Source organism: Burkholderia sola, from assembly GCF_905400185.1.
In the GTDB taxonomy this organism is placed as follows: Bacteria; Pseudomonadota; Gammaproteobacteria; order Burkholderiales; family Burkholderiaceae; genus Burkholderia; species Burkholderia sola.
The window spans coordinates 2,025,692-2,039,899 of the sequence record NZ_FR989676.1; the positions used below are offsets into that span (position 1 = coordinate 2,025,692).

General features: G+C 67.2%; 11 protein-coding genes and 1 pseudogene. 5 read left to right on the plus strand and 7 right to left on the minus strand.

Annotated elements, in window-relative coordinates; all coding sequences use genetic code 11:
• Positions 1-62 precede the first annotated feature (62 nt).
• Positions 63-626, minus strand: a complete 564-nt coding sequence (gene ddpX / locus KR541_RS25580; RefSeq protein ID WP_050012823.1) for a D-alanyl-D-alanine dipeptidase — start codon at positions 624-626, stop codon at positions 63-65.
• 16 nt (positions 627-642) lie between these two features.
• Positions 643-1,530: a sap1 transcriptional regulator SapR gene (gene sapR, locus KR541_RS25585; RefSeq protein ID WP_050012822.1), complete on the minus strand. Its 888-nt coding sequence runs from the start codon at positions 1,528-1,530 to the stop codon at positions 643-645.
• A gap of 257 nt (positions 1,531-1,787) precedes the next feature.
• Here sapR and KR541_RS25590 point away from each other — a divergent pair, with 257 nt between their 5' ends.
• The 4 genes from KR541_RS25590 to KR541_RS25605 all read left to right on the plus strand — a co-directional run bounded on the left by KR541_RS25590 (position 1,788) and on the right by KR541_RS25605 (position 6,350).
• Positions 1,788-2,036: a helix-turn-helix domain-containing protein gene (locus KR541_RS25590; protein WP_050012821.1), complete on the plus strand. Its 249-nt coding sequence runs from the start codon at positions 1,788-1,790 to the stop codon at positions 2,034-2,036.
• Positions 2,037-2,039: 3 nt separating this feature from the next.
• Positions 2,040-3,374: a type II toxin-antitoxin system HipA family toxin gene (locus KR541_RS25595; RefSeq protein WP_050012820.1), complete on the plus strand. Its 1,335-nt coding sequence runs from the start codon at positions 2,040-2,042 to the stop codon at positions 3,372-3,374.
• Between the two features lie 317 nt (positions 3,375-3,691).
• Positions 3,692-4,948, plus strand: a complete 1,257-nt coding sequence (locus tag KR541_RS25600; protein WP_050012819.1) for an oxalate decarboxylase family bicupin — start codon at positions 3,692-3,694, stop codon at positions 4,946-4,948.
• Between the two features lie 94 nt (positions 4,949-5,042).
• On the plus strand, positions 5,043-6,350 hold the full coding sequence (locus KR541_RS25605) for an Nramp family divalent metal transporter (protein ID WP_216089880.1): 1,308 nt from the start codon (positions 5,043-5,045) through the stop codon (positions 6,348-6,350).
• Between the two features lie 151 nt (positions 6,351-6,501).
• Here the strand turns inward: KR541_RS25605 and KR541_RS25610 are convergent, their stop codons facing one another.
• From KR541_RS25610 to KR541_RS25625, 4 genes are all read right to left on the minus strand, one after another.
• A complete protein-coding gene (locus KR541_RS25610; protein WP_089489446.1) occupies positions 6,502-8,091 on the minus strand; it encodes an ABC transporter substrate-binding protein in 1,590 nt (529 codons plus the stop codon).
• A gap of 139 nt (positions 8,092-8,230) precedes the next feature.
• A complete protein-coding gene (locus KR541_RS25615; RefSeq protein WP_050012816.1) occupies positions 8,231-8,563 on the minus strand; it encodes a sugar ABC transporter ATPase in 333 nt (110 codons plus the stop codon).
• A gap of 285 nt (positions 8,564-8,848) precedes the next feature.
• Positions 8,849-10,408, minus strand: a complete 1,560-nt coding sequence (locus tag KR541_RS25620; protein ID WP_050012815.1) for a DHA2 family efflux MFS transporter permease subunit — start codon at positions 10,406-10,408, stop codon at positions 8,849-8,851.
• A 394-nt stretch (positions 10,409-10,802) separates the two neighbouring features.
• Positions 10,803-11,705 (minus strand): LysR family transcriptional regulator, encoded by a 903-nt coding sequence (locus tag KR541_RS25625; protein WP_050012814.1) that lies wholly within the window; start codon positions 11,703-11,705, stop codon positions 10,803-10,805.
• A 146-nt stretch (positions 11,706-11,851) separates the two neighbouring features.
• Between KR541_RS25625 and KR541_RS25630 the strand changes: the two genes are divergently transcribed.
• Positions 11,852-13,882 (plus strand): FUSC family protein, encoded by a 2,031-nt coding sequence (locus KR541_RS25630; protein WP_176015776.1) that lies wholly within the window; start codon positions 11,852-11,854, stop codon positions 13,880-13,882.
• Positions 13,883-13,906: 24 nt separating this feature from the next.
• Here KR541_RS25630 and KR541_RS25635 read toward each other — a convergent pair.
• Positions 13,907-14,185: pseudogene (locus KR541_RS25635) on the minus strand (hypothetical protein); the annotation flags it as partial.
• Positions 14,186-14,208 lie beyond the last annotated feature (23 nt).

A 14,208-nucleotide genomic window follows, 5' to 3' on the forward strand; every position in this document is an offset into this window, starting at 1 on the left:
CTCCATCTGTCGTTTGAGTCGTTGAACGTGAACGTGCATGAAAAAGGGGGCGTGCGGCGTCGTCACATCAGGCGCCACGGGCCGCTCGCCGCATTGTCGATCGGCGGCAGCGCGTGCGAACCCGGCAGCTCGTAGTGCCACCATTCGCTGTCGATGTGCGCGAAACCGGCCGCGTGCATCACGCCGAGCAGCAGCAGACGGTTGCGTTGCACGGGCTCGGGCAACCCCGCGTGAAAGTGGCCCGATGCGGCCACCATCTCGTCGAAGCCGGTGCCCATGTCGAGCGGCGCGCCGCTCGGGTCGACGAGCGTCAGGTCGATGGCGGTGCCGCGGCTGTGGTTCGACCCGCGGCCGAGATCGGCGACGAAGTTCGGGTCGGGCAGGAAATCCCACAGCACCTGCTGCGCCTGCGGCGGCCGGTATGCGTCGTAGAGGCGCAGCGTGAAGCCGGCTTGCGCGGCGACGTCGACCGCGCGGCGCAGCGCGGCTTCGGCCGGCTCGAGCAGCAGACAGTGCGCGTGGCGGTAGATCGGCTTGCCGGTCAGGTTGCGCTCGGTCGCGTAGACGAGATCGATCTCGACGCGATGCGTGGCGGGCGTGATTTCGACGAGGCGGTGCGGGTTCATCGGCGGTCCGGTTCGCTCAGGATTCGAATTGGTCGAACGTGCGCTGCAGTTCGCGGTTGCGCGCGACGCGCCGGTCGATCGCGGGACCGAGGCGGTCGACCACGGCGGTGATCAGCAGGTTGAACAGGCAGGTGAGCGGCGCGAGCGAATCCCAGAACTGGCCGACGTCGGTCTTCACCTGCAGCAGATCCGCTGGCCATTCGCGCGCCCATGGGCAATACAGATCGGTGACCAGCGCGAACGGCTGGCCGCGCTCGGCGGCGGCCTGGCAATAGCGGCGCGCGCTGCGCGAATAGGCGCGCGTATCGGTGACGATGCAGTACGGCCGTTCGAACTCGGAATTCAGCGAATCGACGTACGAGCCCGACTGGCCGTCGGAATAGAACACGCGCGGGCGCAGGTATTCGAGGTAGCTGCTGAACGCATTGCTGATGCCGCGCGTCGACTGGATGCCGAGGATGAAGACGGCATCGGCATGCGCGATCCGGTCCGCGACCTGCGCGAACACCGGTTCCTCGGCGAGCCGGTACACGTGGCGGATCGCGTCGAGTTCGCGGTCGAGCGATGCGGCGAGCGTGCCGGCGCTGCGCTCGCTGTCGCGCGCGTCGGCGGTCGTTGGCATGGCGGCGGCGCGGCGGTACTCGTCGAGGCGGTCGGTGATCATCCACGGGCGGTCGCCGCCGCCGCGCAGTTCGCGTTTCAGGTCGTCGAGATTCCGGTAACCGACGCTGCGCAGGAAACGCCCGACCGAAATGCCGCTGGTGCCGGTCTGCTGCGCGATCTGGTCGGCGGTTTCGAGGCCGAGCCGATCGAGATTCGCGAGCATGTAGCTGGCGATGCGTTTCGCGGTCGGCGTCAGCTCGGCAAAGCGGGATTCGACGGTGTGGGCGAATGCGCAGGTCATCGGGCTGTTAGATCGTTGTCATTTGATGATTCGATGTCATCTATCTGACAAAGCCAAAATCATCGGCGCCAGCGAATAAAAACTATGGGGTGGTAGGAGGCGATAGGGCGGTGCGTGCGCGCAACGACTGGGGCCGCCACGCCCTGTAGTGTGAAAATATTCCTGACAGGGATATTTCGCGTTTATTTGTATCAGAGATAATTTGCGTTTATGCCTGTCAGAGATATACTGCATGGATTGCATAGAGGACCCGCGCCGTGAATCTCATCGTCAATACCCCTGCTCAACTGGGCGAAATCCTGTCGTCCGCGCGTCAGGCCAAGGGGCTGACGCAAGCCGAGGCGGCGGCACGCATCGGCGTCGGCCAATCGCGGCTGTCGTCGCTGGAAACGATCCGCACCGAAAGCCTGTCGCTCAAGCAGTTGCTCGAACTGACCGCGCTGTACGGTCTCGAGCTCAGCATTCGCACGAAGGACGGGCGCGACGCTGCCAACGTCGAGTGGTAATCGATGGGACGCAAATCGCACAGCCGCGCGCTATCGATCTGGGCCAACGGCGTGCGGGTCGGCATCTGGCGGATTCCCGCGCGCGGCGACATGGAGTTGCTGTACGACATCGGCTGGAAACAGTCGGATGCCGGCCGCCCGCTGTCGCTGTCGCTGCCGTTCGGCATCGGCCCTGCGCCGTTGCGCGGCGAGCGCGTGAACCACTACTTCGACAATCTGCTGCCCGACAGCGACGCGATTCGGCGCCGGCTTGCGTCGCGATTCGGCACGGCGACGACCGAGCCGTTCGATCTGCTCGCCGCGCTCGGCCGGGACTGCGTCGGTGCGGTGCAGTTGCTCGGGGAGGATGAAGCCCCGACCGGCCATGACCGGATCGACGGTACGCCGTTGTCCGACGACGACGTGGCGCGCGTACTCGATCAGGCGAGCGGGGCGGCGGGCGGTGCGCAGGACGACGACGACTTCCGCCTGTCGCTGGCCGGCGCGCAGGAAAAGACCGCGTTGCTGTTTCACGACGGGCGATGGATGCGTCCGCATGGCGCGACGCCGACCACGCATATCCTCAAGTTGCCGCTCGGGCTGGTCGGCAACAAGCGTGCGGATCTGACGACATCCGTCGAAAACGAGTGGCTGTGCCTCGCGGTCCTGCGCGCGTTCGGCTTGCCGACGGCGGATGCCGACATCCTGCGTTTCGGCGAACACAAGGTGCTGTCGGTCGCGCGCTTCGATCGCGTGCTGCATCGTGATGGCGGATGGCTGTTGCGCTTGCCGCAAGAGGATTTTTGCCAGGCGCTCGGCGTGCCGCCGCATCTGAAATACGAATCGCAGGGCGGCCCCGGCGTGCCCGATCTGGCCGGCATCCTGCGCCGGTCGGAAACGGCGCAGGCCGACCTCGACACGCTGTTCGCCGCATTGGTGGTGTTCTGGATGCTCGCCGCACCGGACGGGCATGCGAAGAACTTCAGCCTGCGCCTGCTGCCCGGCGGCCGCTTCCACCTGACGCCGCTCTACGACGTGATGTCGATCTGGCCGGTCGAGGGAGATGGCGCGAACCAGTGGTCGTGGCACAAGGCGAAGCTCGCGATGGCCGTGCACGGCAAGCGCAAGCACTACGCGATGCGCGACATCACGCGCCGGCACTTCACTGCGATGGCGGAGTATTGCCTGCTTGGCGATATCGCTACGCCGATTGTCGAACGACTGATTGCGATGACGCCGCACGTGATCGAATCGGTCGGCGCGGCGCTGCCGGCCGGGTTTCCGGCAAGGATCGCCGAACGCATTCTCGGCGGATTGCGCTTCGCTGCGCAACGGCTTGCCGACATGCCGCGGGAGTGACCCGGTCCAGGTCCGGGCCGGGCAGGTGAAAGCACGCGCATCCGCATTTTCCTGTTCCCGTCGATCGCATTGAGTCGCCATCGTGCGGCGCGCCTATCGATCTCTTCTCGTCGCCATTCATCCATTGCTGCATCGCAATAATTACAAAAAATTAAAATCGATCAGTTTTAGTCATTAATTCAGGTTAATAATTCATTTAATTTTTAGATGAATATGGATTTAACTTGCGTCACGGGATGTTCGATTTTCGGTAATTCGAAAAACGGCAAGTGTTCCGTAGTGGAAATTCTCTCGATTGCAGAAATGAAGAGGAAATCATGACGAATCTTTCTCGACGCAGGATGTTGACGAGTACGGCCGGCGCCATTGCCGCGGCGGGTATTGCGGTAACGGCGAAGGCCGCTTCGTTCGGTAACCCGGACAGCCCGCCGGAAGGCGCGGTGAATGCGCGCAACCGTCAGAGCCTGACCGACCCGGGGCCTAAAAATCCGGCCATCGCCAATCAATTCCCGTCCTTTCAGGATCCGCCGGCTACCGATATCAACGGGATGCCGTTATTCTGGGCGTCTTTCAATAATGCGCATAAGCGCATTCAGAATGGCGGATGGGCGCGCGAAGTCACGCAGGATGATTTCGCGATTTCCGAAACCATCTCCGGCGTCAATATGCGGCTGACGCGCGGCGGCATTCGCGAGATGCACTGGCACCAGCAGGCCGAGTGGGCGATCATGCTCGACGGCCGCTGCCGGATCACGGTGCTCGACGAACTCGGGCGGCCGTCGGTGCAGGACGTCAAGACCGGCGATCTCTGGTATTTCCCGCCCGGCCTGCCGCATTCGCTGCAGGGCCTCGGCAGCGACGGCGCCGAATTCCTGCTCGCATTCGATAACGGCCGCGCATCGGAATTCAACACGCTGTTGCTGACCGACTGGATCGCGCATACGCCGCCCGACGTGCTCGCGCTCAACTTCGGCGTGCCGGCCGACGCGTTCAGGAACGTGCCGCTCGACAACCTGTGGATCTTCCAGGGCGACGAACCGGGCCCGCTCGCGGACGCGCAGCGCGCGTCGGCCGCGTCGGCCGGTGCGCCGCCGCATCCGTTCGTGTTTTCGCTCGGCGACATGAAGCCGGTCAGGAAGACGCGCGGCGGCGAGGTGCGGATCGCCGACAGCACCAACTTCAACGTGTCGACGACCGTCGCGGCGGCGCTCGTCACCGTGCACCCGGGCGGCATGCGCGAGCTGCACTGGCATCCGAACGCCGACGAATGGCAGTACTACCTGCAGGGCGAGGCGCGGATGACCGTGTTCGACACGGGGCCGAAGGCGCAGACGGCCGACTTCCGCGCGGGCGACGTCGGCTATGTGAAGAAGAGCCTCGGCCACTACGTGCAGAACACCGGGCAGACCGACCTCGTGTTCCTCGAGATCTTCAAGACCGACCGCTATGCGGAGGTGTCGTTGTCCGACTGGCTCGCGCACACGCCGCCGAAGCTCGTCGAAGCGCACCTGAACATCGCGCCGGACGTGATCGCGCAGTTTCCGCGCAATCGTCCCGACGTCGTGCCGCTGTAATGTCGCCGGCGTCTTGCCGTGGCCGGCACGCGGCATGCCGGCCACGGCGGGCGCGATCCGCAATCAGCCGTCCTTATTCGAACGGAATACTCACATGATCCCCGTCCCGAGCAAACCTGCCGGTGGCTTCGCGCTGCCGAGCCGGTCCATCGAGCCTATCGACGGCGCGGCGCGCGCCGCGCTGGAAGGGCGCCGCACCGGCGTCGCCGCGCTGCTGCCGTTCGTCGGCCCGGCCGTGATCGCGTCGATCGGCTACATGGATCCCGGCAACTTCGCGACCAACATCCAGGCCGGCGCCGCGTACGGGTACCGGCTGCTATGGGTCGTGCTGGCCGCGAACGCGATCGCGATGCTGTTCCAGGCGATGTCGGCGAAGCTCGGCATCGTGACCGGCCGCAATCTCGCCGAGCTGTGCCGCGACCGTTTCCCCGCGCCGGTCGTGTGGGGCATGTGGATCGCGTCGGAGATCGCCGCGATGGCCACCGATCTCGCCGAATTCCTCGGCGGCGCGCTTGCGTTCGGGTTGTTGTGCCACCTGTCGCTGCTCGCGGGGATGATCGCGACCGCGTTCGCGACCTGCGCGATCCTCGCGCTCGAAAAACGCGGCTTCCGGCCGCTGGAAGCGGCGATCGCGGCGCTGGTCGGCGTGATCGGCGCGTGCTATCTCGGCGAACTGCTGATCGCGCCGCAGGACTGGCATGCGGCCGCGTTCCATCTGGTGGTTCCGCAGATTCCGGATCATGCGGCGCTGACGATCGCAGTCGGCATCATCGGCGCGACGATCATGCCGCATACGCTGTATCTGCATTCGGGCCTCACGCAGGATCGCACCGCGCCGCGCGACGACGGAGAGCGGCGGCGGCTCGTGCGTTTCTCGAACCGCGAGGTCGTGATCGCGCTGGGGCTCGCCGGATTCGTGAATCTCGCGATGGTGATGATGGCGTCGTCGGCGTTTCACGCGGCCGCGCCCGGCATGACCGACATCGGCGACGCCTATCACACGCTGATCCCGGTGCTCGGGCCGGCGGCCGGCGCGCTGTTTCTCGTCGCGCTGCTGACCTCCGGCGTGTCGAGTTCGGTGGTCGGCACGATGGCGGGGCAGGTCGTGATGCAGGGCTTCATCCGCCGCCGCATGTCGATCTGGGTGCGGCGCGCGGTGACGATCGCGCCCGCGTTCGTGGTGGTCGCGCTCGGCTGCGACGTCACGCGGGCGATGGTGGCCAGCCAGGTCGTGCTGAGCTTCGTGCTGCCGATGCCGATGATCGCGCTGCTGATGCTGTCGGCGCGCAAGGACGTGATGGGCGCTTACGCGATGCGGATGCCGCTGCGGATCGTCGCCGGCGCGGCGACGGTCGTGATCGTCGGGCTGAATGCGTACCTGGTATGGGCGGCATTCAATTGAACGGGTATGCGCGTTCTCGTCCCGTGACGTGTGCGCGGCACGGTATCCGACCGATGGCGGTCATTGTCGATCGCGCACGGCCCGGCGCCAGCGCCGCGGCGCGCGGCGATTACCCGCACGGCGGCGTGGCCGCACGCGCGGGCAGCCGCGATTACTTCGCGAGCGTGCGGTATGACACGAGGTCGTTGATCGGCCCGATTTCCGGTCCGGTCGCGCCGGGGCGCGTGGCGACCTGCACGACCTTCTCGAACATGATGATGAACGGCGAGTTCGCGAGCACGGCCTTCTGCAGCGCTTCGTAACGCTGCGCGCGCTTCGCGGGCGACGGCTCGACGAGCGCGGCCTCGGTGTCCTTCGTCAGTTGCGGAATGTCCCAGCTGTTGCGCCACGCGAGCATCTTGGTCGGCGACTGGTCCGAGTTGTCCGGATTCCACGCGAAACCGCGCGCGTTGCTGTTCGGGTCCATGTAGTCGGGCGACCATTCGCCGACGAAGATGTCGTGCTGGCGCGCACGGTACTTGCCGATCGCCTGCTTCGCGTCGCCCGGAATCAGCTTCACGCGGATGCCGCCCTGCGCGAAGTTCGCCTGCAGCGCCTGCGCGATCTCGAGGTACGGATAGTCGTTCGGCATGTCCATCGTCACGTCGAAACCGTTCGGCAAGCCGGCCTTCGCGAGCAGCGCCTTCGCCTTCGCGACGTCCTGCTTGTACGGCCGCGCGTTCGACGCGCCGAGGAAGCCTTCGGGCAGGAAGGTCTGATGCACCTTGTAGGTCGTGCTGACGATGTTGCGCTGGATGCCGTCGTAATCGACGAGCCACTTCATCGCCTGCTGCACCTCGGGCTTCGCGAGGTTCGGGTTCTTCGTGTTCAGGCTCAGGTACAGCAGCGCCGACACCGGCCACGACGCGATCTTGATCTTGCCGGCCTTCGACAGCGCGGCGAGGCTGTCGGGGCTCAGGTTGCGCGCGGCGTCGGCGTCGCCGTTCTCCAGCAGCAGCCGTTGCGCGGACGCTTCGGGCACGTGGCGCAGCACCACGCGCTTCATCGGGTACGGCGTGCGGTATTTGTCGAAGCGCTGCAGCACGATGCTCTCGTTCGGCGTCCACTTGACGAGCTGGTACGGGCCCGAGCCCGCGTCGTTGGTGCGCAGCCAGCCGCTGCCGAAATCGTTGCCTTGCTGGTGCGACAGCAGCAGCTTCTTGTCGAAGACCGAGGCCGGGCACGCGCTCAGCACGTTGAGCACGAAGCTCGGCGCGTACTTGCGGTCGGTTTCGAGCACGACGGTTTGCGGATCGACCACGCGCACCTTCTGCGTCACGTTCGCCTTCGTGAGGCCGAGATCGGCGAGCACGCCGGCCGGCCCCTTGTCGAGCAGGATGGTCCGCTGCAACGACCACGCGACGTCGTCGGCGGTGACCGGGTTGCCGGAATGGAACGTAAGGCCCGGGCGCAGCTTGAACGTGTAGGTCACGCCGTCGGCGCCGACCGTCCACGATTGCGCGATCTGTCCGTCGAAGCGCGTCGGGTCCTTCAGGTCGACGCGCACCAGCCGCTCGTAGGTGTTCGCGACGTATTCGGACGGCACCAGTTCGTAGATCCCGCTCGGGTCGAGGGTCGTGAATTCGCCGAGCTGCGTGGCGACGACGAAGATGCCGGGCGGCGTGGCAGCCTGCGCCGGCAGCGCCGGAACAAGCGCGACGAGCGCGGCGCTGACGAACAGCCGGGACAGCAGGTGCTTCATGCGGGCTCCTTCGAAAGGGAATCGTGGTGCGATTCTCTCATCGACGGGCACCCGGATGAAAATATTCGGCAGGCGCGCCGGGTGGCGCGCAGCGGCAGGCAGGCGGGAGGGCCGGGCGGGCGCCCGGCGCCGGAGGGCGTCAGATCGCGCAGCGCGCGACCGCGAAGCGCATCGCTTCCTCGGCCGGTTCGTTGCCCGAGCCGCGCACGACCTTGATCACCGAGCCGTTGCCCGACGGCGTCAGCGTGACGAAGTACGAATTCGAGCCGACCGCGATGTCGGTGACGCCGTTGTGCTGCGATTGTTCGGTGCCCGACAGGCGGCTGTCGAGGCAGTTCGCGACCGCGTAGGCTGGACGTTGCGACGACACGTAGATCATCGGCGCGGCGCCCGAGCCGGCCGAATCGGACGAGGGTGCGGAGCCGCAGGCGGCGAGCAGGGCGGCGGGAAGAAGCAGCAGGAATCGTTTCATGATCGGTCGTCGGGTGTCTCGTATCGAGGCTGGGGCGCGGGGGAGCGAAACGCGAAGCTTCGCGACGAAACCGCCTGGAATCGGGCCTTTTTGACGGACGACGACACGGCAGGCGGCTGACGACGGAGTATACCCGCAGCATTTGACGCCGTTGGCGCGTTGAAACGATTCGATACAACCGGCGCCCGCTGTCGGACGGGCGCTCGCTTCGGTTGTCGTCGCGACCGGCGGATCGCCCGGTCGTCGCGCTGTCGGCGCGAGGCGCGCCGCTGCCGCGCATGCGGATCAATGCGCGCCGGCCGCCGCCGCATCGGCATCGCCGCCGCCCGAGCGCACCGGTTTCGTGATCCAGATGAGCGGGATGATCGCGACGAAGATGATCGCCGACACGTAGAAGATGTCGTTCAATCCCATCACGGCCGCTTGCGAATCGACCGACGCATTGAAGAACGCGAGCGCCGAATCGGGGCCCAGGTGCAGCAGCGAACGGGACGTGTCGAGCTGTTGCGTGAAGACCGGATTGGTGACGCTCGCCTGTTCGGTGAGCCGCACGTGATGCAGGATCGTGCGGTCGTTCCACGCATTGCTGATCAGCGACGTCCCCACCGCGCCGCAGAACGTGCGACCGAAATTCGACAGGCCGGCCGCGGCCGGAATCTTGTCGGGCGGCAGCCCGGACAGGATGATCGACGTCAGCGGCACGAAGAACATCGCCATCGGAATGCCTTGCAGCAGCGTCGGCAGCACGAGATCCCAGCGCGACACGTCGGTGTAGAACGTCGTGCGCATCATGAACACGACAGCGAAGCCGACGAACGCGAGCGTCGCGATATAACGCGGATCGGTGCGCGGCAGCAGGCGCCCCATGACCGGCGTGAGCAGGATCGCGAACACGCCGAGCGGCGCCGTGGCGAGCCCCGAATCGACCGCGCGGTAGCCGAGATAGCCCTGCATCCATTGCGGCAGCAGCACGAGCGTGCCGAAGAACATCCCGTACGCGACGGAGATCGCGATCGTGCCGCCCGCGAAGTTGCGTTGCGTGAAGAGCCGCAGGTCGACGATCGGGTTGGCCTCGTTCAGCTCCCAGATGAGGAAGAATGCGAAGCCGATCAGCGCGACGATGCCCAGCGCGACGATCACGGGCGAATTGAACCAGTCGAGATCCTTGCCCTTGTCGAGCATGATCTGTAGCGAGGCGACCCACAGCACGAGCAGCAGCAGTCCGACCGTATCGATCGGCAGGCGGCGCGTGGCCGATTCGCGATCGCGGAACACGAACCACGTGACGGCCGCCGCGAAGAAGCCGACCGGAATGTTGATGTAGAAGATCCACGACCAGTTGTAGTCGTACGTGATCCAGCCGCCGAGCGACGGCCCCGCGATCGGACCGACGAGCGCGGTCATCGACCACAGCGCGAGCGCCGTCGACGACTTCTGCCGCGGCCACGCGCCGAGCAGCAGCGCCTGCGACAGCGGCGCGAGCGGTCCCGCCACGGCCCCTTGCAGAATTCGCGCGGCGAGCAGCGTCGGCAGGTTCGGCGCGATCCCGCACAGCCACGACGCGAACACGAACAGCAGGATCGACGTGACGAACAGGCGCACCTGGCCGAAGCGCTGCGTGAGCCAGCCGGTCAGCGGAATCGACACCGCGTTCGCGGCCGCGAAGATCGTGATCACCCACGTGCCTTCGTCGACCGACACGCCGAGGTCGCCCGAGATCGTCGGGATCGCGACGTTCGCGATCGACGAATCGAGCACGTTCATGAACATCGCGAGCGATACCGCGATCGTGCCGATCGCGAGCTTGCCGCCCGACAGCGGCGCCTGGGGTGACGGAGATGACATGGTGTTCCTGCGTGATGGAAAGTGGCCCGCGGGGCGCATGCGCCGATGGCGACCGCGCACGGGCGTGCGGCGGCCGCGCGTGCGGACACGCGCGACGTGCGCGCGGCCGGCCAAGCGGAGGGCCGCTCGCGCGCGGCGTGCGGTTCAGGCGTTCGATCGGATCGGCGAAGCCGTGACGGCTTCGGCAAGCAGGCAGGCCGGTCAGGACGGCGCGACGCGCGTGACGCGTCGGCGGGCAGCGCTCAGGTGGCTGCCGTCGCGTGTGTGGTCATTTTTCATCGGCACAGGCTAACGATGCGGCGAACGGCGATCAACGCTTGCGCGCTCATTAATTCCTTTCCTGCGCTGCAATAATGCAGCGGACGTGCATCGATTGCCGGTCGTGCCGAGTCGACTACGACGCGGCCCGCCACGCAGTAAAGACTTCCGTCAGGAATTCGACGAACGCACGCACCTTGCTGTCGAGTGTCGCGCGCTTCGGGTACAGCGCGTGCAGCTCGACGTCGTCGGTGCGGTGCCAGTCGGGCAGCACGATTTCGAGTTCGTTGCTCGCGAGCCGCCGTGTGGTGAAGTGGGTCGAAATCAGCGCGATGCCGCCGCCGCTCGCGGCCTGGCGCAGCACCGTGACCGATTCGTTCGAGATCAGCACAGGCCGCACCGGCACGTCGGCGACGTCGCCGGCCGCGTTGGTCAGGCGCAGCGTCAGGCCGGGCGTGTCGCGGCCGACGAACAGGATGTCGTGATCGGCGAGATCCTGCGGCGTCTGCGGCCGGCCGGCGCGGTCGAGATAGTGCGGGCTGGCCGCGAACTTCGCGTGCGACCAGCCGAGCGAGCGCGCGACATAGCCTGAATCCGTCAGCACGCCGGTGCGCAGCGCGACGTCGAAGCCGTGTTCGACGAGATCGAGCGCGCTGTTGTCGTAGATCAGCACGAGCTGGACCAGCGGGTAGCGCCGGCGAAATTCGGCGAGCGCCGGTTCCAGTTCGAACAGGCCGATCGCGTAGGGCACCAGCACGCGCAGCGTGCCTTCGGGCTCCGTGCGCAGCGCGCGCACCTGACGGTCCGCATCGAGCAGGATCTCCTCGGCGCGCAGGCAGCGTTCGTAATAGTCGCGTCCGGCTTCGGTGACGGACACGCGACGCGTCGTGCGGTACAGCAGCTGGACGCCGAGGTCGTCCTCGAGCTGCCGGATCTTGCGGCTCACGCGGCTGAGCGGCATGTCGAGTTGCGTGGCGGCGGCCGTGAAGCTGCCGCGCTCCACCACGCGCAGGAATATCCGGATGCTCTCGAGGTCCATGCGATTCGTTTCAGTGTTCGACATGCGCGCATCTTACCGTCGCGGGCCGGATCGCCGCGGGTCGAGCCGATTATCCCGCCCGGCGCAATAACGCATCCCGCCGCTGCCCCGTAGTGGCGGCCGGCGCGCGACCGTATGCTCGCCGCATGAAATTCGCATTCCCCAGCATGCCGCCGCTCGCGGCCGTCCGGGCCGCGCTGCGCGACGCGCGGCCGACGCTGCCGCCCGGCGCGCTTGCCTTCGCACTCCGCAATACGGCCGCGTCGCTGCTCGCGCTCTATATCGCGTTCCGGATGAATCTCGACGATCCGATGTGGGCCGCGTCGACCGTCTGGATCGTCGCGCAGGGCAGCCGCGGGATGGGGCTGTCGAAGAGCCAGTACCGGATTCTCGGCACCGCGATCGGTGCGGCCGTCGCGCTCGCGCTGACCGGCGCGTTCGCGCAGACACCCGAATTGTTCCTGCCCGCGCTCGCCGCGTGGATCGGCTTGTGCGCGGGTATCGCGACGTTCCAGCGGAATTTCCGCGCGTATGCGGCGGTGCTCGCAGGCTATACGGCCGCGATCGTCGCGATGGACGCGGTGTCGGCGCCGCTGCACGCGTTCGATATCGCGGTCGCGCGGTTCCTGTACGTGGTGGTCGGCATCCTGTGCGGTGCGCTGTTCGAAACGGTGTTCGCGCCGGGCACACCGCTGGAGGATGTCCGGACGCGGCTCGCGCGCTATCTCGAGCGCGCGGTGGCGCTCGGCGCCGGCGCGCTGCGCCGCGAGCCGAACGGCGCGGCCGTGCACCGGCTGTTCGCGGAGGCGCTCGAACTCGACACGGCGGCCGAATATGCGGCCGCCGGCGCACCGCCGGTGCGCAACATGATCGGCCATGTGCGCGCGGCGGCGCTCGGCGTGCTCACCGCGCAGGCCGCGGGGCAAGCGATTCGCGAACACGCGGCGCGCGGCGGCGATGCGCCGGAACCGCTCGTCGACGAGGCGGCAAGCGTGCTCGACCGGGTCGCCGTGTCGGGCGATGCGGCGCACGAGATGGCGGCGCTGCGCGCGCGCGTGGACGATGCACTGCGTGTCGAAGCCGCCGTGCCGGCCGGCCCGGACACGTCGCGCCTGCTCATGCTCGACCGGCTGTCGGCACTGCTCGGCGGGTTCGACCGCGCATTCGCGAGCCTGGCATTGTTCGACCGGCCGGTGCCTCCCTCTGCACGCGTGCGTTACGCGTTCCACCGCGATCCGGTGCTCGCGTGCCACAACGGCATTCGCGCGTTCATCGCGGTGCTGGCCGCGTCGGCGATCTGGATCTTCACCGCGTGGCCGTCAGGCGGCGGCTTCGTTGCGATCACGGCCGTGGTGAGCGCACTGTTCTCGACACGCCCCAATTCGGTGCGTGCGATCGTCGGTTTCATGAAAGGCACGACATGCGCGGCGGTCGCGGGCGCCGTCTGCAACTTCATCCTGCTGCCGGCGGTGTCGGGCTTCGAGATGCTCGCCTACATTCTCGGCATGTTCCTGATCGGCACCGGGGTCGCGATGCGTCATCCGCGCACGGCCGCGATGGGCAGCGCGTTCTCGATCTTCTTCTGGAATTTCACGTCGCCGGACAACACGACGCGCATCGGCGACGCCGCGTTTCTGAACAGCGCGCTCGCGACGCTGCTCGGCATCGCGTTCGGCGCGCTGGTATTCGCGCTGGTGTTTCCCGGCGATCCGGGCACGAGCCGACGGCGTCTGCACCGCGCGGTGCGTCGCGATCTGGCCGGCATCGCACGCGATCCGCGTGCATGGTCCGCAAGCGCATGGCTGAGCCGCACGGCCGACCGTCTCGGGCGCGAGCTCGGTTTCGCGGGCAGCCTGCCGCAGACGCTGATCGAGCGCGACATGCGTGACCTGCTCGCGATCTGGGGGCTCGGCGACAGCCTGCTGTCGCTTGCCGAACTGGCCACGCGCGAGCCGGCCGCGCGCCGCGCGGCAGCGGTGGTGCGTGGGCGCATCGCGCAGGCCGATTTCGCGCGGCTCGAGCAGACGTGTGCCGCGGCGGCCCGCCTGTTGCGGCGTCGCGTGGCCGCGCGCGACGGCGACGCCGCGCATGCATTGCTGAGCGGCATTGTCCTGCTGCGACGGATCGCGGACGCGGCCGCCGAACATGGCGGCTTCCTGCGCGGCCGCCGCGATTGAGCGGCGCGAGTCAGGCGAAGCGGGTCAGGTGAGTCGGTACGACGGGCCGGGCGTCACTTCGGCCGGCAGCGGCTCGCGGTTCAGTTCGAGCAGCGTGCGCTCGATCTGTCGCGTCATCGCATCGAGCGCGATCAGCGTATAGGCGACGAACACCGTGACGAAGAGTGTCGCCGCGCCGATCGAATCGACGAGACCGAACGGCAGCAGCACGTCGTAGGAAAACGGAATCGGCGTCGACGCGATGCGCTCGCAGCCGCTCACCATCGCGACGAGTTTGTCGAGATGCGCATCGAGCATCCACAGCCAGTGCTCGCGCGGACGAACGA

Bases quoted from the DNA above. Each gene is read 5' to 3' on its own strand.
- ddpX (WP_050012823.1), bottom strand. From the start codon at position 626: ATGAACCCGCACCGCCTCGTCGAAATCACGCCCGCCACGCATCGCGTC.
- sapR (WP_050012822.1), bottom strand. From the start codon at position 1,530: ATGACCTGCGCATTCGCCCACACCGTCGAATCCCGCTTTGCCGAGCTG.
- KR541_RS25595 (WP_050012820.1), top strand. From the start codon at position 2,040: ATGGGACGCAAATCGCACAGCCGCGCGCTATCGATCTGGGCCAACGGC.
- KR541_RS25600 (WP_050012819.1), top strand. From the start codon at position 3,692: ATGACGAATCTTTCTCGACGCAGGATGTTGACGAGTACGGCCGGCGCC.
- KR541_RS25605 (WP_216089880.1), top strand. From the start codon at position 5,043: ATGATCCCCGTCCCGAGCAAACCTGCCGGTGGCTTCGCGCTGCCGAGC.
- KR541_RS25610 (WP_089489446.1), bottom strand. From the start codon at position 8,091: ATGAAGCACCTGCTGTCCCGGCTGTTCGTCAGCGCCGCGCTCGTCGCG.
- KR541_RS25615 (WP_050012816.1), bottom strand. From the start codon at position 8,563: ATGAAACGATTCCTGCTGCTTCTTCCCGCCGCCCTGCTCGCCGCCTGC.
- KR541_RS25620 (WP_050012815.1), bottom strand. From the start codon at position 10,408: ATGTCATCTCCGTCACCCCAGGCGCCGCTGTCGGGCGGCAAGCTCGCG.
- KR541_RS25625 (WP_050012814.1), bottom strand. From the start codon at position 11,705: ATGGACCTCGAGAGCATCCGGATATTCCTGCGCGTGGTGGAGCGCGGC.
- KR541_RS25630 (WP_176015776.1), top strand. From the start codon at position 11,852: ATGAAATTCGCATTCCCCAGCATGCCGCCGCTCGCGGCCGTCCGGGCC.